Below are 21,626 nucleotides of genomic sequence, written 5' to 3'. Positions count from 1 at the left end.
TATGGTGAAGGCTCCATCAATACCAGCCTCACCAACTTCGCCGACAGCTATGCCCTCAAAGCAACAATCGGCTTCAGAACAAGGTGGTGAGTGGATAACTCGCAAGCAACACGCATAACAAGAGAACTATGGCCCCGGAAACGGGGCCATAGGTTTGGGAGGATCTGCGGTAAACTCTTAAACTGATACTGCTCCTGTCTCTATCACACAGACCAGAGGTCGTATTCAAATCGATTGTCATGCGGGCTGATCTTGAACATGGGCTGATGCAAGAATTTTCTTTGCCCGAAACCATTGTTTTTGAATATTAGAGGCATATTCGGCGGCGCTGAAGACGGCATAGGAATAACAGCCTCCCGTATTCCAACTCACGGGATGACGGCGTATGCCATCCCGAGTAGATTGTAGAGTTGGTCATGTTAGCCGATACTGTATGCTCAGCCTCCATTATGAGATGCGTCAGCACATTCATTGGGAGGCGGCAACTACATGCACTGCCGCTCATGTAAATTGCCAGAAGTGAAAACTTTGCGACAGGGTCCTTAAAAGCTTAAGTCCGTGTAAACTACAAGAAATGGCCTTGACCGGATGGATCACGGTCGTTCACATGGCGTCAAATCAACGGCAGCTATCGGAAGTTCTCTACCAGATCCGAGCCAAGGCTAACGGAAATAAACATGCATGAAATCATTTGCCCACATTGCAACAAGGCTTTTAAGATCGACGAAGCTGGGTATGCAGACATACTGAAGCAGGTTCGCGATAGTGATTTCGAGAAGCAACTGCATGAGCGCCTTGAGTTGGCCGAGCAGGATAAGCGGAATGCGGTTGAGCTTACGCAGGCGAAGGTTGCCAATGAATTGCAGAAAACGACTGCAGCCAAGGACTCCGAAATCCAGGAGCTGAAGGCACGACTTGAATCTGGTGAAGTCGCGCGAAAACTTGCAGTAACCGAGGCATTGAGGGCCATCGAGAAAGAGCGTGATACTCTTTCACACGAGCTTGAGAACGCCAGACGTGATCAGTTGGCTGCTTCAAAACTGGCCGAGGCAACGCTTGTTTCCGAATTACAGAAAACAGCCTCAACAAAGGATGCTGAGATTCAGGGCTTGAAGGCCAGGCTTGATGCAGGTGAGCTTTCACAGAAGCTCGCTGTCACCGAAGCTGTCAGCGTAATTGAGAAAGAGCGCGAGGAACTGAAAAATGGGTTTGCTCGAGTTGAACTCGAAAAGCAGCTTGCGGAAACGGCTCTTAAAGACAAGTACGAAACGCAGCTCAAGGATCGCGACGACGCTATCGAGCGCCTAAGGGATATGAAGGCGAAACTATCGACAAAAATGATCGGCGAGACGCTGGAACAGCACTGCGCAACCGAGTTCGATCGTATTCGTGCTACTGCGTTCCCGCGAGCTTATTTCGAGAAGGATAATGACGCAAGCAACGGTAGCAAGGGCGATTTTATCTTCCGCGATATGGACGATACAGGTTCTGAAATCGTTTCGATCATGTTTGAGATGAAGAATGAGAACGATGAGACGGCTACCAAGAAAAAAAATGAGGACTTCCTTAAAGAGCTCGACAAGGATCGCAACGCGAAAGGCTGCGAATATGCTGTTCTTGTCTCGTTGCTTGAGCCTGAAAGTGAACTCTACAACACCGGGATAATTGACGTATCCCACCGCTATCCGAAAATGTATGTCGTTCGACCGCAGTTCTTTATCCCAATCATCACACTCCTGCGCAATGCGGCGATGAACTCGCTCAAGTACAAGACAGAACTGGCATTGGTGAAAGAGCAGAACGTCGACATCACCAACTTCGAAACCCAGCTCGACGATTTTAAAACTGCATTCGGGCGTAATTGGCGTCTGGCTTCAGATGGCTTTGAGGAAGCAGTGAAACGTATCGACGAAGCCATCAAGGATTTGGAGAAAACGAAAGAAGCGCTTCATAAGTCCGCCAACAACCTGCGTCTCGCGAATGACAAAGCCGAGGACCTGACGGTCAAGCGGCTCACGCGTGGTAACCCAACGATGGCTGCCAAGTTTGTCGAACTGAAGCAGGACGGCATATCTGATGATGAATGAGCCAGGTAAGCTCATTCTTAGTGTGACCAGCTGACCCATTTCCGGTAGTGACAACCGTACGCATCTCCAGCGATGGCGTCTCTGGAGGAACGGCAGCTGCCTCATAAAAAGTCTGAGAGATGACAGATCAGTTCCGGCCCGATAGTTACCGTTCAAGACAAAAGCATATTTCGCGTGGGCGCGGCTTTATGTTCTCTGAGATATTGCCGGTAAATTAATGGGTCTGCTTTCTTGCAGATGCAGGTTCGCTGTGTGCCCGCCAGTCAAGAGGCATTGAATTTGTTCTTTGCTTTGATCTTAAGGCACCGCAATTGCTTCAATCATCTTTTGTGGGCGCTACCAGCTCTTCCCGCGCATTCCAGTAGTGAGCCGTGACTGCCGGGCGGCATGGTTTTAGGGAACTTTTAAAATCAATTCCTATGTCACACCGATTTTTTCATTTGGCGGGTTTACGAGATAAACGTTATAACATATCAAAGCGGCGGCTTGATTGTTGCGAAGGGGTTTCCATGCTGGCGCGCCACAAGATGTATATTTGTTCAAATGTTACTTTTACTGCCTTGATGGGCGGCGCGAGTATGACGTTTGCGCAGCAGGCGTCCGACGGCACGACGGTTTTGAACCCCATCGTGATTACTGCGACCTCCAGTGAGCGAAATCTTAAGGACGCGCCGGCCAGTATTTCCGTTGTTTCAGGCGAGGAGCTTCGTGAGCGTCGGGCTTCAGATTTAGCCGATGCCATTGAAGGCATGCCAGGCATTAACATCACCGGCGTTGGACTCGGTCGTCGCGGAATTTCGGTCCGGGGGATGCAGCCTGATCATACACTCATTCTTGTGGACGGTATGCGGATTAGCAATTCTGCTTCTGCAGTCGCGCACTCTGACTTTGAACTTGGCTGGGTGCCAACTGAAGCCATTGAGCGGGTAGAAGTTGTCCGTGGGCCGATGTCATCGCTCTACGGATCGGAAGCTTTGGGTGGTGTCGTGAATATTATCACTCGCCGCGCAACCGATCATTGGCAAAGCTCGTTTTCGACCAATGGGCTTTTCACGGAGCACGGATTGGGCGGGCATCAGTATAATGTCAGCGGCTATACCGGCGGTCCGCTTATTCCTGGTGTGCTCGGTCTCAATGTTTGGGGCGCGTTCAAGGGTCGCACCGAGCTTTCATCACCGGGCAACAAACAAGTGACGTCGCTCGGCGATTATAAAGCGTTCAATGGAACCGCAGCACTCACCTGGACTCCAGATGAGCGTCAGCGCATCGACCTTGCCTATTTGGGCGGCTATGAAAACCGATGGAGCAATATGCAGGGAAGTGGGCCTTTTCCAAAAGCCTACCGTTCAGAAGACGATATATGGCGCCAAAGAATATCGCTTTCGCATGAAGGCAATTGGGGTTGGGGCAAAAGTCGTGTCCGTGTCTACAGTGCTCTGCTCAACCGCGAGAATGAGCGCAGCGACAATGCTCCCGCATCTGGTCCGCAAAAGTTTATCGATACTGTTGGCGACGGCCAGATCAGCTTCTCGCCGCTCGAGAGTCATACGATTACATTGGGCGGCGAAGTGCGCCAGGAGCGGCTGAAAGATCCGACCGTTAATGATAGCGGACGTGCCAGCCAGATGCACTATGCCGGCTTTTTTCAGGACGAAATCGCCATCAGTGAAGACTCGGAAGTCGTTCTGGGTAGCCGTTTCGATCATCACGAAGAATTTGGGTGGGAAGCCAGCCCTCGTGCCTATGTGCTATACCATTTCACCGAAGCACTGACTTTCAAGGGCGGTATTGGCAAGGGTTTCAAAGCGCCGACTCTTAAACAGCTTTCTCCCGAATACGAAGCGATTGCAGGTGGAGGCAGGTTTACGATTGTCGGTAATCCAGATCTGGAGCCTGAGACCAATCTTTCCTATGAGGCCGGGCTTGAATATTCGCAAGGCATCTGGACCGCACGTGCGATGGTCTTTCAGAATAATGTAAAGAACCTGATCCAGACGGTTTGTGTGCGTAATTGCGGAAGTGCGCGTGGTTCGACCTCCACCTATGAGAATGTGGATGAAGCACGTATCCGCGGGATTGAATTGGGTGCTGGCGTCGAATTGCCTTGGGACATGAAGCTTGATGGAAACTACACCTATCTCGATGCGATAGATGAAACGACAGGGGATGAACTGACCGGTCGTTCGCGCCATATGGCTAATGCGACTTTGTCGTGGAGTCCCATGGAAAACCTCACCACTCAACTACGCGCTAATTATGTGGGCGCGCAGAAGGTCTCAACCGGAACGGGGCGGGCCGCTGGGTACACACTACTTTCAGCCTATGCAAACTACGGCCTAAGCAAATACACGACGCTGCAATTAGGCGTGGAGAATATTACCGATAAGCGGCTTGCCGACGAGTCTGTCGAATATTCTTTCGCCGATGAAGGGCGACGTTATTTCGTTGGCCTGAAGGCGGCATTCTGATGCAGCGCATTCTGTGTGCCATGCTGGCGTTGCTGCTCGTCATGTCGGGGGCAGCCTATGCGCAAACTGATATTAAGGACGATGGACGCCAATCGGAAATTCGGACGCAGATCGTGGTACGTGTGATCACAAATGCGTTCGTACTGCCAGCTAAGTTCCGCAAGCTGGCGCCCGTCGCCCAGGAATACGGCATTGCTTTTCAGTCGGTCAATATCGAGGAAACTACTTCAGATCCTGCCACATGGCTTAAAGAGGCAGATATCATCATCCTCGATGTGCCCCGCCCTCAAGACCGCCAGGCAGTTGAAGATAGACTGGGCGATCGTCTTACTGTGGCCACGCGTCCTATAATTACGGTTGGTGGCGGAAGGCCGGCTTGGACCGGCATCAATCCACGCCCGGCGGGACTTCTTGCAGGTTATTATGGTGCCGGAGGAGAAAGAAACTTCAAAAACTTCTTCAATCTCATTCGTGACTGGAAGCAAGGGGCTGATCTGTCCGGTTACCAGCCCGCCGAGCCCATGCCTGTGACGGGTTTTTATCACCCGGAAGCACCACAGATATTCGAGAACCTCAGTGAATATCTCGCCTGGGGAAGCGAGCGTTGGAAGAAACCAACCGGGAAAGTGGCATTCGTTGCTTATTCAGGGCTGGTTTCCAACATGCAGACGAAGGTCATCGACACGTTGATTTCACGTAGTGAGGCTGCCAATCTTCTCCCTATTGTCTTCTGGTTTGACGGAAACGACCCTAAAGGCCTGGAAAATGTGCTGAGTCCTGCCAAGCCCGATGCATTGGTCAATCTTACTCATATGCAGGACGGGAAGGCGCGGAGCGCGGAATTCATGGAGCTGGATATTCCTGTTATCCAGACAATGGTTTTTCGCGAGGGCGGCTCAAAGGATTGGGGGCGGGCAGTGTCGGGAGTTCCCGCACGCACTGCCGCTATCTTTCTGGCGCAGTCGGAAGGCTGGGGCATGACAGATCCGATCGTGCTTTCAGCCGTCGATAATGGAGAAGCCGTCCCCTTGCCGGGACAGGTCGATGCGCTGATCGACAAATTGCGCAGGCTCGCTGATTTGAGACATAAGCCGGCTGACCAAAAGCGCATCGCATTGTTGTTTTGGAATTATCCGTCTGGCGAAAAGAATTTTGCTGCTTCCAATCTCAATACAGCAAAAAGCATTGAAACGATAACAGATCGGCTCGCCAGAGCCGGTTATGATGTTCAGCGGGTTTCTGAATCAGAGATGATTGCGGCGGGTCAGTCCCTGCTTAGCGGGCTTTATCGGACGACACCGCTGGAAACACTCCTTGATCAGGACAACGCCGTTGCCTTTTCTGTTCACGACTATGAAGCTTGGTTGGAGGCATTGCCCGCTGATAAACAGCACGCCTTCTCGCATTGGGGCAAGCCTGCCAAACATTGGGCCGTTCGAAAGGTCAATGGTGTTCCCAGTTTCATCATTCCGCGTCTGAAGCTGGGTAAACTTGTCGTCATGCCACAGATGCCGCGTGCGGAAAGCGTGGGCGCGCATTATCACGACATGAACAGTTCTCCCGATCATCTGTACATGGCGGCCTATCTCTATCTGCAAAAGCAATTTGAAGCAGACGCCATCATTCATCTGGGCACCCATGGCACGCAGGAATGGCTGCCCGGCAAGGATCGTGGACTGGACGCCGGGGATTACCCGTTCCTCGCCGTTGGCGATGTTCCAGTGTTCTATCCCTACATTCAGGACAATGTCGGCGAGGCGATACAGGCGAAAAGGCGTGGCCGTGCCGTAATTGTCAGCCACCAAACGCCGCCCTTCCTGCCGGCGGGGCTTTATGATGAATTGCGCGATATGCATCATCTCATCCACGAATATCAGCAGCTCGATGAGGGGGCGGTTCGTGAGCAAAGCAAAACGGAGATCGTGGATGCTGCGATCAAAGCGAACATGCATACAGATCTTGGCTGGAGCGAAGAGGCAGTAGGGCAGGATTTCACGGGCTTTTTGGCTGTTTTGCACGACCATCTTCATGAGTTGGCCCGCATTGCGATGCCGCTCGGCCTTCACAGCTTCGGTCTGCCGGCGGATCCCGATCACCGGATCACCACCATCATGCAGCAATTGGGCAAACCCTTCTACGAAGCGGTTGACGCTGGATCGGATGAACTCTTCGTGGATGACTATGCGAAGCTGAAAGAGACGGCCCCCTTCAAAGTTCTTCACCAGTATCTGCGCGAGGGTAAGGATCGCAGCGATCTTTCAGTATCCCTTCGCGATCTCATTGTCCGGGCGGATCACCTTGAAGACAATCTTGCTGCTCCTTTGGAGATCGAGGCATTGCTTGCCGGGCTTGAAGGCCGTTTTATCCCGCCGGGTACTGGTGGTGATCCAATCCGTAATCCTGAAGTGGGCAGCGGGAGAAATCTATATGCCTTCGAGCCGGACAAAATTCCCTCCAAGGCGGCCTTTGATGCAGGTAAGGATGCTTTCGACCAGCTTGTCTCCTCGTTTAGAGAAGAACATGACGGTGCTTATCCAACCAAGCTTGCATTCAGCCTATGGTCATCGGAAGCGATCCGGCACCTTGGTGTGACGGAGGCGCAGGTGCTCCATGCAATAGGTGCGCGCCCAGTATGGGATGAGGGTCGGCGGGTCAGATCGCTCGAAATCATCCCCGTGACAGAGCTTGGCAGGCCCCGCATTGATGTCGTGGTTCAAGTTACCGGCGTCTATCGGGACCAGTTCGACGGCTTCATGCGCCTTCTCGCGGATGCGATGGAAAAGATCGGCAAACTCGATGAAAAAGACAATCCCATCGCAGCTAATACCGTGAGAATTGCCAGACTTCTGGAAGAAAAGGGCATCTCTTCCGGTGAAGCAAGGCAAGTGGCAAGTTATCGCATCTTCAGCAATGCGCCCGGAAGCTACGGCAGCGGTATGCCACATATGACGATGCAATCGACGACATGGGAACATGATGGCGATCTGGCAGAGCGTTTTCTCTACAGCACGCAATATGCTTTCGGGGCAAAGGAATGGGGCAAAAGCACCAAAGCCGCTAATCTTTTCGCCGAGCAGTTAAAGGGAACCCAAGCAGCTATCATGGCGCGCTCCTCCAATCTGCACGGTGTCCTGTCTACAGATCACCCGTTTGAATTTCTCGGTGGCTTATCACTGGCAATCCGTCATCTTGATGGAAAAAGCCCTTCGCTCTACATCTCCGATCTGCGCCAAGGTCAACCAAACACAACAATGTTGTCGCGCTTTCTCTCGGACGAAATGCGTGTGCGCTATCTCAATCCGCACTGGATCAAGGGCATGCAGGCTGAGGGCTATGCTGGCACCCTGGAGATACTCAACACGGTCAATAATTTCTTTGGCTGGCAGGTTATGGATCCGTCTGTGGTGAGAGCAGATCAGTGGCAGGCGCTTTTTGATACCTATGTCGCCGACACGCGCAATCTGGATATCAACGCATATTTCGATCAGCACAATCCAACTGCGCAAGCCCAATTGATGGAACGGATGATCGAAGCGATCCGCAAAGATTATTGGAATGCGCCTGAACAAACACGACGTCAACTGGTGGAACGCTGGCAGGACCTGGCGGCAGATCACGGCGTTTCCGTTGGGGAGCCTGTAACTAAGGCCTTCATAGAACAGATGTCAGCGGGCTTCGGCTTGTCGATGTCTACCGCCGACGCTCAACAGAACTCGGCCGAGGCTCAGGATTCTGATGGTTCGCAACAGATTGCTGCAGCCGCTGCATCGCAACCGATCAAAGGGCAGGAACTGCAAGAGACGAAACCTTCTTCCGAGGCGGATGAAGAAAACTGGCGGCTTTGGGCTGCTTTGGTCGTGATGGTTCTTTTACTCAGCATCGGCGCTCTAAGGCAGGTGCGGGTCAATGTATCAAGAAAATGATTTGGTAGAAGATTATGAACAGCATTGAAGTCAGCCTTTTTGAAATTTCGCGGCTTTTCCTCTGGCCGATCCTGCTTCTCATTCTGGGCGCGCTCGCTTATGCTTTTCTGGCGCTGGGAGCCTTTCTGGTCGAGAGTTGGCAACGGTTTCGTGGAAATTATAACTCTGCCTTGACGCATTATGTGAGTGGTGTCAACACACCGCTTGCCAGTGACGACCTCGAGCTCTGGATCATGAAACGGTTGGAGGTCCTGCGTGTTGTGTCGCGCACAGCTCCAATGCTTGGTCTGGTCGCCACCATGATCCCAATGGGCCCGGCATTGCTTGCTCTCACCAAGAACGATGGAGCGGCAGTCGGTGAAAACCTCGTCGTCGCATTTTCAGCGGTCATACTGGCGCTGATCAGTGCAAGTATCACATTTTTCATTTTGACAGTGCGTCGACGGTGGCTGTTACAAGAACTTCGACAGGTCGAAATACAGGGTGGAAAAGTGTGATGCGGTTTCTGGAACACGATGAGACCGATGATCCGATATTGTCGGTTGTCAATCTGGTCGATCTCTTTCTTGTGGTGATCGGTATCCTGATGATTGTCATTGCACGTAATCCGCTAAATCCATTTTCAGCGGAAACTGTCACAGTCATAGAGAATGCGGGCAAAGCCGATATGCGGATTACTGTGAAGGAAGGCAAAGAACTCAAGCGCTATGAAGCCAGCGGCAAGATCGGTGAGGGCGAGGGCGTGCGTGCCGGCATAACCTATCGGCTCGATGATGGCCGTATGATCTATATTCCCGAGGGTTCTGATCCCGTTCTGAACTGACTATCCTGGAACTCCTGACGGTGAGATGCGTGCACTGGCTAACTGTCGTGGTGCGAGTAGCCTTTCCTCGTCTCAACCGAGGTCCGTGTGAAGACAAGGAAAGGCCACTCGACTGTGTGCCGGGAGATCAGAAAGTTCAGACCCAAAATTGCGAGCAACTTGCGGCGGCTACGACACGCCCCCGGTCAGGCGCAGCCAGTTCTCATGGGCAAAGCCGTTCTTCCCGGACTCGGTAAGACCGCAATTCTCCAAGAACCGTCTCGCATCTTGCCCAGGACGATACTGGTAAGGATAATCGGTAGAGAAGAGCAGACGATCCGTGCCAACTACGGCTGCAGCGCGTTCGAGATAATGGGGCAGGAACATGCCGCTCGCAGTGACGTAGAGATTCTGGCGCAGGTATGTCGCAATCGGATGGTTCAACCCGGAAACACGGTCCATTGCAGCAAAGCGCTCGGCATAGAACAATACCAGCTCTCCCCAATGACCGAGGATCATCTGGAGACCGGGTAGTCGGTCAAAAATACCTGAGAGAACCAGGCGGAGGAACTGGATTCCCGCATCATAGTGCCAACCGAGACCATAGGTGGAAAGGGCTGCATCGACCTCAGGTCTAAAGCCCGAATAGTAAGCTTCTCTTACAGCCATTTCAGGCGTTCTGGGGTGGAGCAATATGGGCACGCTCAAAGTCTCGGCGCATTGAAAAATGGGTGAGAACATAGGATCGTCAAGGTTGCGCTTGCCCACCCGTCCACATAGCATCGTTCCTTTGAAGCCAAGTGTGGATACGCAGCGGTCAAGTTCCAGGGCAGCTTCATCCGGCATCGCCACAGGCAACGTAGCAAATGCCTCGAAGCGTGACGGATAACGTGTCATGGCCGCTGCCAGAGCATCATTGGCACGCCGTGCCATGTCGATGCTCTCCGGCCCGCAGTCATGAAGAGAAGGCGTGGTCAGCGATAAGACCTGAACGTCAAGCCCCGTTTCGTCCATCAAGGTGATCCGCTCCTCGGCAAGATCGAGCAGACGGCGCTCAATTACACCAGAATGGATTGCCACGCTTGGATCCACCGCATCCAGGCCAATGGCATGCCACGCGTCGCCAACCTCTGGCATCAGGAAATGTTCTTCAACACCGATCAGTTTCATAATTTACCTCAATCACTACGTTGGCGGCTATGTCGCAGGACCGGTTCACTCCGGTTGAATACTCACCAAGGAACGGTGTTTCCTTGACGGTCGAGATATTGCAGGCCACGGTTACCTCGTTGCGAGAGTAGCACGTTGACGACCTTCGGAATGCTTTCCTCAATGCTGAGCGGAGCATCTGGCCCTCCCAAATCTGTGCGGACCCAGCCTGGAGCCATGAGGATTAGTGCGCGCGCCTCTCCGGTGTGGCGGGCGGCATAGCATCGCATGTATTGGTTCAGTGCCGCCTTACTTCCCCGGTAAACTTCATGGCCACCTGAAGTATTGGTGCCGACGCTACCTTGCCCTGAGGACATGACACCGATCATGCCGTCTTCAAGAACGAGCTCCTGCAAGCTTTCGATGACCCGCATCGGACCCAGCGCTTTCGTGACCATCACAAGTTCGAATTCTTCTGTGGACACTTCCGCCGTCGGCTCGTTCTGGTTCCTGTTGGCAGTCCCTGCATTGTGAAACAGAAGGTCGAAACTGCGGCCGGACAGCCGATCGTGCAATGCCGCAATCTGGTCCGGCTTGGTTACATCGACGTATTCGATCTCAACACGACCCACGTTTTTAACCGCCAGATCATGAAGGCCCGTTTTGTCACGACGAACAGTACCAACGACATTCCACCCATGGTTTAGAAACTCGGCAGCCATAGCAAGGCCGAGGCCACGCGATGCTCCGATGATAAGCATTGTAGGGCGATCCTGCGCTGTCTTAACCCGCATCGGTAGTACCGCAGTACCAACTGTGGTTGCCTGAACTTTCATAATTTCTCTCCGCTTTAAGACTACGAGGCGCTCCGATATGACCTCATATGGTTTGCTATTGGAGATAATGGCTCTTCGACCTAACATGCACCAGACTCATGTGATGCAAAGTATAGTTGCATCAGACGCTATGTTCTAAAGCATGAATGATTTGGGATGGGTTATGAGCAATCTGGATTTTAATCTTCTTCTGGCGTTGGACGCGCTCCTGACTGAAGGAAGCGTAACGGGAGCCGCCCGCAGCTTAGGCTTGAGTTCTTCCGCTATGAGCAGAACCCTAACGCGGCTAAGAGCAGCAACAGGTGATCCGCTGCTCGTGCGCGCCGGCCGTGGCCTTGTGCCAACTCCGAGGGCCGCAGAGCTACGCGATCAGGTTCACGAACTGACCCGTGGCGTGAGAACTGTGCTAAGCTCGCAGATCAATGATCTGGATATCGGCTCACTCGAGCGGACTTTCACTATTCGAGCCAACGAGGGGTTCATAGAGCAGTTCTCGTCGAAGCTGGTGGCTGCCGTCATTGAGACGGCGCCACACGTCCGTCTGCGCTTTGCTCCCAAACCCGAGAAAGACGCCGCGCCACTCCGGGAAGGGTTGATAGACCTTGAGATCGGTGTGCTCGGAGAGTCAGCGCCAGAGATACGCACTCAGCTGCTCTTCCGCGACCATTTCGTTGGTGCAGTCCGGAAGGGACATTCTTTATTGAACGGTCCTATAACCCCGGAGCGTTATGCCGTGTGCAAGCATGTCGTGACATCACGAAGAGGTGCCTTCAATGGCCCGGTTGATGAGGCGCTGCAAAATCTCGGCCTTAGCCGCACGGTCATAGCCGTCGTTCCGGGTTTCCCAGATGCCTTGCGTATTGCATGTCAATCAGACCTGGTTGCACTGGTGCCGCGTTCATGTTTCGCCAGCACGCGCGAAGGTCCAGATGCAGTCACGGCTGGTCTTGTCAGCTTCGAGCTTCCCGTCCGTACACCCCAGATAGTGGTTTCAGTAATGTGGCATCCTCGAGTGGATGCGGATCCGGCTCATCGCTGGCTACGTCACACTGTGATGGCTGTGTGCCACACAACAACTTCATCATGGTAATCTCGTTACGGACATAGGGCGACAACTGAATAATATCATCCATTCGCACCATTGCCTTCTCCCGGTGTGCGATAGCTTTGGGATCGTTCATTGAAGCGGTGCGTGATTGACGTGGAGCCTTTTGGTGTACGTTCCCAACACTTCCATCAGTATGCAAAACATATGATTGGTCTGCCCCGGGTGAGAAGGCCGCAATTGCTGCTTTGCCGCTATCGTCCAATCTGCATCTCAGCAATGATTGAAATCGTGTCACACAGTCTTTCTGTTTTCGACAACAGGGTGTTGGTGTGGTCTCCGGTTGATATCAATTTTGCTCGTCGTTTACGCGCGCTATTTCCTCACCATTCAGCAGCCGTCGGAACTTCGGGCACTCCATATGGGATGGTGCGGAACACTCCGCGATATGACGGAGTGTGTTACGAAGCACCTTTAACTGGCTGATCTTTGCGTCGATTTCATCTGCCTTCTGGTTGAACACAGGGCGCGGCAGGTCCGGCATGCCGTTCTTTCCAAACATACCCAAAATCTCCTGAAGCGAAAACCCTGCCGTTTTGGTCATTGTAATGAGCTTGAGCTGCAGAAGAACCTCCGGTGGAAACTGGCGTCTCAGGCCGCGCCGCGAGACTGAAGAAATAAGGCCAGCCTCTTCATAAAAACGCAGAGCCGAAGGCTTGAAGCCGCTTCTCGCGGAAACCTCGCCAATGTCCAGAAATTTCATGCTTGACCTCAAGTTGACTTGAAGTGGCACGATGCGCCCCAAAGCTCAAATCAGCAAGAGGATAAAGTTTTGAAACCTAAGAAAACTCAAAGACAAGGCACTGGAAGCGCACTCGTAACCGTCACGCTGGCGCTTGCTATGCTGCTTGCTTCGCTTGGAACGAGCATTGCCAACATTGCGCTTCCATCATTGGCAGAGGCGTTTTCTGCTCCTTTTGCCAAAATTCAAGCGGTTGTTGTCGTCTATCTTGTGACGTTGATGATCGGAGCTCTGGTGGCTGGCCGGCTAGGGGATCGATTCGGGCTGAAGCCCGCGCTCGTTGGAGGCCTCATCGTATTTGCCCTGGCGTCGGTCGCTTGCGCTCTCGCAACCGATCTGACGTGGCTCATTTGTGCCCGGGGCTTTCAGGGGGTTGGAGCTGCCTTCCTGATGACATTGTCGATGGCGCTTATGCGCCAGACCGCTGGCAAAGAGCGCATTGGCCAGGCTATGGGCCTTTTGGGCACGGTGTCCGCGATTGGCACGGCGCTTGGTCCGTCACTTGGCGGGCTGCTTATTCCGGCCATGGGATGGCACAGTATCTTCTGGATTCAGGTACCTGTCGCCGTCGCCGCCGTTATCCTGACGGTCATCCTGCTGCCAAACGAAAAACGTGGGGTCAAGCCGAAGGCAGCGAGCTTTTTGTCAGTATTAGACCATGGGCTTGTTTCGAGCCTCGCAATCAACCTGTTGGTCGCTGCAGTCATGATGACGACACTGGTCGTCGGCCCCTTCTACCTTGGCTTCGGACTTGGCCTGACACCTACGCAAGTTGGACTCGTAATGACGATTGGCCCGGCAATATCGATTGTAAGTGGGGTCCCGTCCGGGCGGCTTGTCGATCTGTGGGGAAGCTCAAAGATTTTAATGATCGGACTGGTTCTTCTTTGCTCCGGTTCGTTACTTCTTGCTTTCATTCCCGGTTGGATCGGCATCGCCGGATATGTCATCTCGACCGGGGTGCTTACAGTTGGATATCAGTTATTCCAGGCGGCAAATAACACGACTGTCCTTGCGGATGCACCAGCTTCCGCACGGGGCACGATTTCAGGTGTCCTCAGCCTGTCCCGTAACTTGGGACTGATCGGTGGGGCATCAGTGATGGGAGCAGTCTTTGCCTTTGGCGTCGGAACACGTGAAATATCTGAAGCAAATCCGACGGAGATAGCAGACGGCATGCAATACACATTTTTGTTTGCAGGCCTCCTGATTGCAATGGCGATCGTCCTAAACACTATCAGGAAAGGTTTCGAACACGATGGCTATCAATGAGGTAGCAAGCAAAATTTATGGGACACATTCAAGTCGACCTGAATATACATATGGGATGAAAATGCATAACCTGTACCCAACCATTCGAGCAGAGGTTTGCTCTCTGAGAGTAGAGCTACTTATATTGATAAATGTTGCTGCCAAACTTGATTGTGCCGCGTAAGCCATGCTTTGCTTCAGGCCTACAAGGGAGAGTTGCCCGTTATGGGGAACACAAGGAAGTCGCTCCCCTCGTGAAGAAATTTCGCAAGTTGGTCTCTCTATGATTTGTGCCGCTTGTGATCGGTATCGACCGGATCCTGTTGCAGCTAGTTTGCCCGAATTTATGGCTATGCGGGTACACTGCGTTGCGCGAAATATTGAGCGGGTGTGCTCCCCAGTGCTTTCTTGAACATTGTAATAAAGGCGTTGACCGAGTCATATCCCAGCGCGGCTGCAACATTCTGCACGGCCTCGCCACTTGCCAACTCACGAAGAGCGACGATGAGATGGAGTTGCTGTCGCCAGCGTCCGAATGTCAGTCCTGTCTCGCTGATCAAAAGGCGCGCCAATGATCGCTCACTCATCGCCACACGCTTAGCCCAATCGTCCAACGTACTACGGTCTGAAGGTTCAGCAGTTAAAGCATCAGCGATCGCCCTGATCTTTGGATGACTGGAAATCTGTAGATTAAACCTCTCACGTGGCATTTCTGCGAGTTCGTCCAGCACGACGCGCGCAATCCGGGCAGCATGGCTATCGGCAAGATAATCCGCGCGTTCGCGAGCAAGCCGCTCGATCATTTCACGTATCATTGGAGAAATTGAAAGCGTGCAACTGTTCTCTGGCAGTTGAGCCGCTTCCGGCTCCACGAAAAGATAGTTGAGCCGCGCATTTGCAGTTGCGCGGGCGCTATGAGGCACACCACCCGGAATCCATATCCCACAATTGGGGGGCACGATCCAGACTTCCTTGTCCGCTGTGCAGGTGACGGCGCCGTGTAAAGCTAAAATCAACTGACCCTTGCGATGCACATGCAAAGGCACTTCGGCGTCATGATCCGCGAAATTGAGTTTATGGGCGACCGCAGGCAGGAGCGTGAGGTCAGGATCGAAAACAGAGATGGCAGAACGTAACTCAGACATGAGAATGGCCGTTTTTAGGGATTTTATGTCATAATACTTAATTTATTTACTTTAGCAAATCGGTCACAACTGGCGGCATGACCACTACGTTGCCCACAAGTACCCTTTTGAAAAAGACCAGTGCACTCATGCTGCATATTGGGCCAAGCTTTCTCCGCCCGCCCGCCATGAAGATCGATGCGGATGCGATACTTTTCTCAGTGAAAAGCTTCATTGCGGCAATGCTTGCTTACTATATTGCGCTACGAATAGGGCTTCCGAAACCATTCTGGGCCATTGTTACTGTCTATGTTGTCTCGCAGACATCTGCCGGAGCGTCACTCAGTCGTGGAGTGTATCGCTTTGCGGGGACGCTCATCGGCGCGATTGCGACGGTCGCGATTGTTCCGAATTTCGTGAATGAACCAATCCTGTGCAGTGTGATCCTTGCTGGCTGGATTGGCCTGTGCCTGTTTTTCTCGTTGCTTGATCGCACGCCGCGAGCCTATGCCTTCGTTCTTGCGGGCTATACAGCGAGCCTGATCGGTTTCCCGAGTGTGCTTGATCCAGCTTCGGTTTTCGACACTGCATCCGTGCGTGTCCAGGAAATTTCCATAGGAATTCTCTGCGCAGTCCTGATCCATCGCTACGTTCTGCCAAAGCGCATGACCGGTCAATTCACTGGTAAACTATCAGCAACGCTACGCGACGCACGACAGTTAGCTAGCGACGCGCTGAATGGAACACCACAAAAAAATCGCAACGACCGCAGCCAGCTTTCTGTTGATCTGCTGACACTTCAAGGGCTTGCAACGCATCTCCCCTATGATCCCGCATCTGCAAAACCACGGCGCGGCACACTGCAACTTATTCATGACCGGCTAGCCCGACTTCTTCCACTCACTGCTGAAATCGAAGAGCGGGTACATTTTCTTCATATCGGCAACCGCGATAGCACTGATGAACTGGCCGCATTGGTCAATGCTGTTCAGAACTGGATAACAACGAATGGGACGGATGATGGAGAAGCCGCAGCAACTCGGTTGATTGCGCGTGCACGATCAGTTCAAAAACATTTGGACACCAATGCAACGACGCCCGCTGACAGAGTTGGTGCCAACCTTGCCGGCCATCTGGCCGAAATGATTGGCCTGCTTCATGACTGCGACAGGCTTAGGCTGAGCGTGACCAACAGCGGTCACTCGCGTGATGCGGCATCGCTCCATGGGCCGAAACATGCAAAAGGATATGTCTATCACCGTGATCCGTGGATGGCAGCCCGTGCAGCGTTAGGTGCAATCGTCGGTATCCTCAGTGGTTGTGCTTTCTGGATATGGTCGGCTTGGCCGGAGGGCGGAACGGCGGTCTCCATTATTGGAGTATGCTGCACCTTGTTCGGCAACTTCGATACACCTGTACCATTTGTTATCAAATACATCATCGGCTTAATCTATGGGGTCGTGATCAGCCTCGTCTACAGCTTCATCATACTTCCACAGGTCACAGATTTCACAGTTCTGGTTGCGGTTCTCGCTCCGGCATTCCTGCTTGCCGGTTCTTTACAGGCGCGACCGCCAACAACATTCATGGCACTCGGCATCACCCTCACTATTCCTATCCTGTCGGGACTGAGCACCACCTACACTGGTGAGTTCGCCACGTCCATCAACACCGGAATCGCACTCTTTACAGCGATTGGTTTCGGGGCGGTCAGTATGTCTTTATTCCAGACTACGCCAGTTGACACATCGATCAACCGGCTACTCTGCCTCTCCCGACGGGATGTCGGCCGCCGCGCACGAGGCCATGCGCCTGATGAATCACGCTGGACAAGTCTGATGATAGATCGCACGGCACTACTGCTGCCAAGGCTTCGAATGTCCGGTAAAGCCTATGCAGTCGTCCTCGATGATACGTTACGCCATCTTCGCATTGGGCATGTTGCTGGTCAGCTTCGTAAGACGATATCGCAGACAAAAGGCGAGACGGGCTTTGCAATAGATGCTCTTCTTTCTGCGATTACAGCGCACTTCAATGTCAGGAAACCAGCAATGCCTGCCGATCTCACCGACCTTGATCAGCGCATTGAGACATTAATGACGATAATTGAGAATAGCTCGCACAAAAATCAGTCACGGGTTGTCGACCTGCTCATCGACCTCCGCTTCGCTCTGGGTACCAGTGCCGTCGCAACGAAAGGGATATCCGGCTCATGATTGTTGATTTGAATATTGGAGGCGTCTTCATTCCCGGTCTGGTGGTTCTCGCATTTATCGCGTTGATCACCACCATGGCAGTGATGCGCTTTTGCGCCACCATCGGCATTTCCCGTCTGTTCGCTTATCCGCCGCTCGTCGAGGCTGCCACCTTCATCATCATCTACGGCCTGCTCACGCAGTACCTGCCACTGAATGGACTAACATCTTGAAATCGATATTATCCCTGCTCGGCCGCTATGCCCTCACTCTTTGCGTCGTAAGTGTCTCCGCATTTGTTGCGCTCAAGGCGTGGAGCCATTATGAGAAAACCCCATGGACCCGCGACGGGCGGGTTGGCGTGGATGTCGTACAGATCGTACCGGAAGTCTCTGGTACGATCCGCTCTGTACCTGTGGCTGATAATCAGCATGTTAAACGGGGCGACATTCTCTATGAGATAGACCCCGAGCGGCTTCAACTGGCAGTCGCATTGGCGGAGGCTGATGCTGAAGCCAAGCGTCAGGATATGATCGTTCGTCAAACAACAGCGCACCGGCACAGCCAGCTCAAGGATGTTATTTCACAAGAAATCACCCAGCAATCTGGCGGGGCAGCAGCGATAGCTAGCGCGACCTATCAGGCGGCAGCAACCACACTCGAGTTGGCTAAACTCAATCTTGCCCGTTCGACTATCCGTTCACCAATTGATGGATATGTCACCAATTTGAGACTTCGACCTGGTGACTATGCAGCAGCGGGTACAACCAAGGTCGCCATCCTAGATGCCAATAGCTTTTGGATCACTGGTTATTTTGAAGAGACGAAAATACACCAAGTCCGTGTCGGTGCTCCGGCGCAGGCGAAGCTGATGGGCTTTGATCAGCCAATAGCGGGCTATGTCGAAAGTATCGGCCGCGGCATCGAAAACAGCAACGACACGCCCGGTCATCTCGGCCTGCCCAATGTGGCGGCAACATTTTCATGGGTACGTCTTGCCCAGCGTATACCGGTGCGCATCCTTATCGATCATGTGCCTTCAGGCGTCGAATTGGCCGCGGGTATGACAGCGACTGTCGAGATCATGCCCGCGAGCATCGAGACGGGTCACGGTCGGTAACAGCCATGAGCCGGGCTGACTTCCTCTTCAAAGCGGAAGCCGATCGTATTTCTAGCGAAGAGCGGTCGAAGTATCTTATTAGCTGCCGACGATTTTGGGACTTGCAAGTCAACACTGTGCGGTTGGCAGCATAGGAAGAATGAACTCCTGCGTCCGGGACGTGATCAAGCGACGACCTTCTTTGCTCGGCAGACAAGTGGATGAAGTTTGCATTCATCGATAAAGAGAAGACCCACTCGACCCCCCGCATAACCCAGCGGGAGAAGCTGTCGGTTTGCAAGATGGCAACCTACGTCAATGTTTGTGGCTAGCCTCTAAAAATTATAGCCTTCGGAAATATCGCGCTGGAGGGCTATTATCGCTGCCTCGGTATCTTTGGCAACAATCGCTTCAAAGACATCAAGGTGGTTTTGCGCTGAACTTCTGAAAAGAGTATCGTTAGGTACCGATTGTCGGACAGATGGGCCAATATGCATCCATAGCGGCTCGAGCAGCTGGCTAATAAATGACAAATCGCTCATTTCGGCGATTAACATGTGAAAATGGTAATTCGCTTCAAGGAACAGGTCCAGGTCGTTAATGTCAGCAGAGTGGCAGATATCAGAGACGTAGATTTTTAACCTGTCAAGTTGCTCTGGCGTGTGGTTTTTCACAGCGCGCTCCAGCGCTGCACCCTCAAGAATTGTTCGCAGGACGCGAATGTCATGCAGCTCTTTGCTGCTGAACATTGGCACCATCATTGTCCTGCTCGCCGTCGAAACCACGCTCCCAACACTCTCCAGTCTTTGCAGAGCATCTCGCACCGGCATCAGACTGGTGCCAAGACTTTTGGCGAGCCCGCGAAGAGGAAGCTTCTGACCGGGCGTGAATCGTCCCATCATAAGATTGCGTTTAAGCATCTCATAAATCTGCTCGTGCAGCATATCTCGGGATACTGGGGATAGCTCAGGCGCATTTGCCCCGTCATGGACGATCTCACTGCTCTTCATAGGTTCTCCTGTTTGCACCTTTTCGTCATAACACCGAACATAGCACTTGACACCAAAAAGATCGACGGGCATGTGTTATAACACTGAACAAAAATACGAACGATCTTTAGCATGGATCAGTTCGGTCTCAGGGGAAATGCCAACACGATTTGGACGAACTTCGCCGAAATCGTAGCTCATCTATGTGCCACAGACCGTTTTCCAGGTGCTTGAATGACATGCCTGCGCCCGGTCTCCAGTACGTTGAGGGTCAAAGTGTGCGGAAATTAGTAACGATTGCCGAAGGCGGGTGCCTGCCATCTCGCCTTTGGTTCCCGAAAGGGCGCTAAGTCAAACATGAACTCGGTGGCGGCCTCGCATCCGCCGCCCCGGGGTTGCGCGTATTCGCGGGAATGCCCGAAGGAGGAAATAAAAATGAGCGACAAGCTCTCCAATTCACTGGCCCATGCCGATATCACAACCACTTTGCATCCTTACACGGACGCCCGCGCGCATGAGCGTCAGGGGCCAATGATTATAGATCATGGCAAGGGCATCTATATCTATGATGATGCTGGCAAAGAATATATTGAAGGCCTTGCCGGTCTTTGGTCAGTCGCTGTCGGCTTCGATGAGCCGCGTCTGGTAAAGGTTGCCGCCGAGCAGATGGCTAAACTGCCATATTATCATACGTTCAGCCACAAGTCGCACGAGCCCTCGATCCGTCTCTCTGAGAAGATAGTCGAGATGACGCCCGAGCCACTGACGCGTGTCTTCTTCACAAGTTCTGGCTCCGAAGCCAATGACACCATGATCAAGATGGTGTGGTATATGAACAATGCCCTCGGCCGTCCGCAGAAGAAAAAATTCCTCGCCCGCACGCGCGCTTATCACGGCATTACAATCGCATCAGGCAGCCTGACGGGCTTGCCAAATAATCATAGAGATTTCGACCTGCCGGCCATTCCAGTCCGCCACCTGACCTGTCCGCATTATTATCGCAACGGCCTGCCTGGCGAGAGCGAGGCACAGTTCACGCAACGCCTGATTGCCGAGGCCGAAGCTGTGATCCTTGAGGAAGGTCCGGAAACCATTGCTGGCTTCATCGGCGAACCGCTGATGGCTGCGGGCGGCGTCATGCCTCCTCCGTCTGGCTATTGGAAGGGCATCGAAGACCTCTGCCGTAAACATGACATTTTGCTGATCGCTGATGAGGTGATCTGTGGCTTCGGCCGTCTCGGCACCAGCTTTGGCTGCGAGTACTACGGCTTCACGCCGGATATCATGATAATTTCCAAGCAGTTGACCTCGTCTTACATGCCGCTTGCCGCTGTGGTCTTCACCGAAGCTGTCTACAATGCGATCGCTGACAACACGGCAAAAATTGGCACTTTCGGCCACGGCTTTACGGCGTCCGGCCACCCCGTCGCGACTGCAGTCGGACTTGAGAACCTCAAGATCATCGAAGAACGTGACCTCATCGGTAACGCTGCCCGCATGGGCGCCATCCTTCAGGCACGTCTCGCGGAACTCGCTGATCATCCTCTTGTGGGCGAAGTCCGTGGGGCCGGCCTCATTGCGGGTCTCGAGCTTGTGGCTGACAAGGAAACTCGTCGTCCCTTCGCTGCGGCGGGCAAAATCGGCGCCCGCGCCTTTGCTGCCGGACACGAGCATGGCCTTATCGTCCGCGCCATTGGTGACGTCGTGGCACTCTGCCCGCCGCTCATCATCAACGAGGAGCAGGTGAACGAGGCGGTAGACCGATTGCGCAAAGCGCTCGACGACACGGCGCAGTGGCGTATAGCCGAGAACCTGAACTGACATTGCGAAGGGTACCGTGGCGACGACGGTGCCCT

The 21,626-nt window shown here is 53.1% G+C and carries 16 protein-coding genes; 11 read left to right on the top strand and 5 right to left on the bottom strand.

Annotation, left to right across the window (positions count from 1 at the left end):
* The first annotated feature begins 677 nt into the window (after positions 1 to 677).
* The 5 genes from CEV32_RS02230 to CEV32_RS02210 all read left to right on the top strand — a co-directional run bounded on the left by CEV32_RS02230 (position 678) and on the right by CEV32_RS02210 (position 9,301).
* The gene (locus CEV32_RS02230) at positions 678 to 2,087 is read left to right on the top strand and encodes a DUF2130 domain-containing protein (protein WP_094573815.1); all 1,410 of its coding nucleotides are present in this window, start codon (positions 678 to 680) and stop codon (positions 2,085 to 2,087) included.
* A gap of 578 nt (positions 2,088 to 2,665) precedes the next feature.
* Entirely contained in the window at positions 2,666 to 4,555 is a 1,890-nt protein-coding gene (locus CEV32_RS02225; RefSeq protein ID WP_094573819.1) for a TonB-dependent receptor domain-containing protein, read from the top strand.
* A complete protein-coding gene (gene cobN, locus CEV32_RS02220) occupies positions 4,555 to 8,478 on the top strand; it encodes a cobaltochelatase subunit CobN (protein WP_208620786.1) in 3,924 nt (1,307 codons plus the stop codon). Before CEV32_RS02225 ends, cobN begins: the two co-directional genes overlap by 1 nt.
* 14 nt (positions 8,479 to 8,492) lie before the next feature.
* Complete coding sequence (locus CEV32_RS02215) at positions 8,493 to 8,975, top strand: MotA/TolQ/ExbB proton channel family protein (RefSeq protein ID WP_094573814.1); 483 nt, start codon at positions 8,493 to 8,495, stop codon at positions 8,973 to 8,975.
* Entirely contained in the window at positions 8,975 to 9,301 is a 327-nt protein-coding gene (locus tag CEV32_RS02210; protein ID WP_094573813.1) for a DUF2149 domain-containing protein, read from the top strand. Before CEV32_RS02215 ends, CEV32_RS02210 begins: the two co-directional genes overlap by 1 nt.
* A gap of 168 nt (positions 9,302 to 9,469) precedes the next feature.
* Here CEV32_RS02210 and CEV32_RS02205 read toward each other — a convergent pair whose 3' ends face one another.
* Both CEV32_RS02205 and CEV32_RS02200 read right to left on the bottom strand, forming a co-directional pair.
* Positions 9,470 to 10,450, bottom strand: coding sequence for an amidohydrolase family protein (locus tag CEV32_RS02205; RefSeq protein WP_094573812.1), 981 nt, complete (start codon positions 10,448 to 10,450; stop codon positions 9,470 to 9,472).
* Between the two features lie 62 nt (positions 10,451 to 10,512).
* Positions 10,513 to 11,265, bottom strand: coding sequence for an SDR family oxidoreductase (locus tag CEV32_RS02200; protein ID WP_235818690.1), 753 nt, complete (start codon positions 11,263 to 11,265; stop codon positions 10,513 to 10,515).
* A gap of 163 nt (positions 11,266 to 11,428) precedes the next feature.
* On the opposite strand from CEV32_RS02200, the gene CEV32_RS02195 reads away from it, so the two are divergent.
* Positions 11,429 to 12,355 carry a LysR family transcriptional regulator gene (locus CEV32_RS02195; protein ID WP_094573816.1) on the top strand — a complete coding sequence of 309 codons (927 nt, stop codon included), beginning with the start codon at positions 11,429 to 11,431 and terminating at the stop codon, positions 12,353 to 12,355.
* A 304-nt stretch (positions 12,356 to 12,659) separates the two neighbouring features.
* Here the strand turns inward: CEV32_RS02195 and CEV32_RS02190 are convergent, their stop codons facing one another.
* Positions 12,660 to 13,073 (bottom strand): helix-turn-helix domain-containing protein, encoded by a 414-nt coding sequence (locus CEV32_RS02190; protein WP_094573811.1) that lies wholly within the window; start codon positions 13,071 to 13,073, stop codon positions 12,660 to 12,662.
* Between the two features lie 69 nt (positions 13,074 to 13,142).
* On the opposite strand from CEV32_RS02190, the gene CEV32_RS02185 reads away from it, so the two are divergent.
* Positions 13,143 to 14,384 carry an MFS transporter gene (locus CEV32_RS02185; RefSeq protein WP_235818689.1) on the top strand — a complete coding sequence of 414 codons (1,242 nt, stop codon included), beginning with the start codon at positions 13,143 to 13,145 and terminating at the stop codon, positions 14,382 to 14,384.
* Between the two features lie 329 nt (positions 14,385 to 14,713).
* Here the strand turns inward: CEV32_RS02185 and CEV32_RS02180 are convergent, their stop codons facing one another.
* On the bottom strand, positions 14,714 to 15,508 hold the full coding sequence (locus CEV32_RS02180; RefSeq protein ID WP_094573809.1) for an AraC family transcriptional regulator: 795 nt from the start codon (positions 15,506 to 15,508) through the stop codon (positions 14,714 to 14,716).
* A gap of 77 nt (positions 15,509 to 15,585) precedes the next feature.
* Between CEV32_RS02180 and CEV32_RS02175 the strand changes: the two genes are divergently transcribed.
* The 3 genes from CEV32_RS02175 to CEV32_RS02165 are packed head-to-tail and all read left to right on the top strand — an operon-like array spanning position 15,586 to position 18,802.
* On the top strand, positions 15,586 to 17,703 hold the full coding sequence (locus CEV32_RS02175; RefSeq protein ID WP_094573808.1) for an FUSC family protein: 2,118 nt from the start codon (positions 15,586 to 15,588) through the stop codon (positions 17,701 to 17,703).
* A complete protein-coding gene (locus tag CEV32_RS02170) occupies positions 17,700 to 17,915 on the top strand; it encodes a DUF1656 domain-containing protein (protein ID WP_094573807.1) in 216 nt (71 codons plus the stop codon). The genes CEV32_RS02175 and CEV32_RS02170 overlap by 4 nt, the downstream gene beginning before the upstream one ends.
* Positions 17,912 to 18,802 carry an efflux RND transporter periplasmic adaptor subunit gene (locus tag CEV32_RS02165; RefSeq protein WP_094573806.1) on the top strand — a complete coding sequence of 297 codons (891 nt, stop codon included), beginning with the start codon at positions 17,912 to 17,914 and terminating at the stop codon, positions 18,800 to 18,802. The genes CEV32_RS02170 and CEV32_RS02165 overlap by 4 nt, the downstream gene beginning before the upstream one ends.
* A gap of 314 nt (positions 18,803 to 19,116) precedes the next feature.
* On the opposite strand, the gene CEV32_RS02160 is transcribed toward CEV32_RS02165, so the two are convergent.
* A complete protein-coding gene (locus tag CEV32_RS02160) occupies positions 19,117 to 19,791 on the bottom strand; it encodes a GntR family transcriptional regulator (RefSeq protein WP_167382728.1) in 675 nt (224 codons plus the stop codon).
* A 414-nt stretch (positions 19,792 to 20,205) separates the two neighbouring features.
* Between CEV32_RS02160 and CEV32_RS02155 the strand changes: the two genes are divergently transcribed.
* A complete protein-coding gene (locus tag CEV32_RS02155; RefSeq protein WP_094573804.1) occupies positions 20,206 to 21,591 on the top strand; it encodes an aspartate aminotransferase family protein in 1,386 nt (461 codons plus the stop codon).
* Positions 21,592 to 21,626 lie beyond the last annotated feature (35 nt).

It is taken from the genome of Brucella rhizosphaerae, from assembly GCF_002252475.1.
GTDB classification, from domain to species: Bacteria; Pseudomonadota; Alphaproteobacteria; order Rhizobiales; family Rhizobiaceae; genus Brucella; species Brucella rhizosphaerae.
This window is presented reverse-complemented; position numbering and strand designations above follow the sequence as displayed.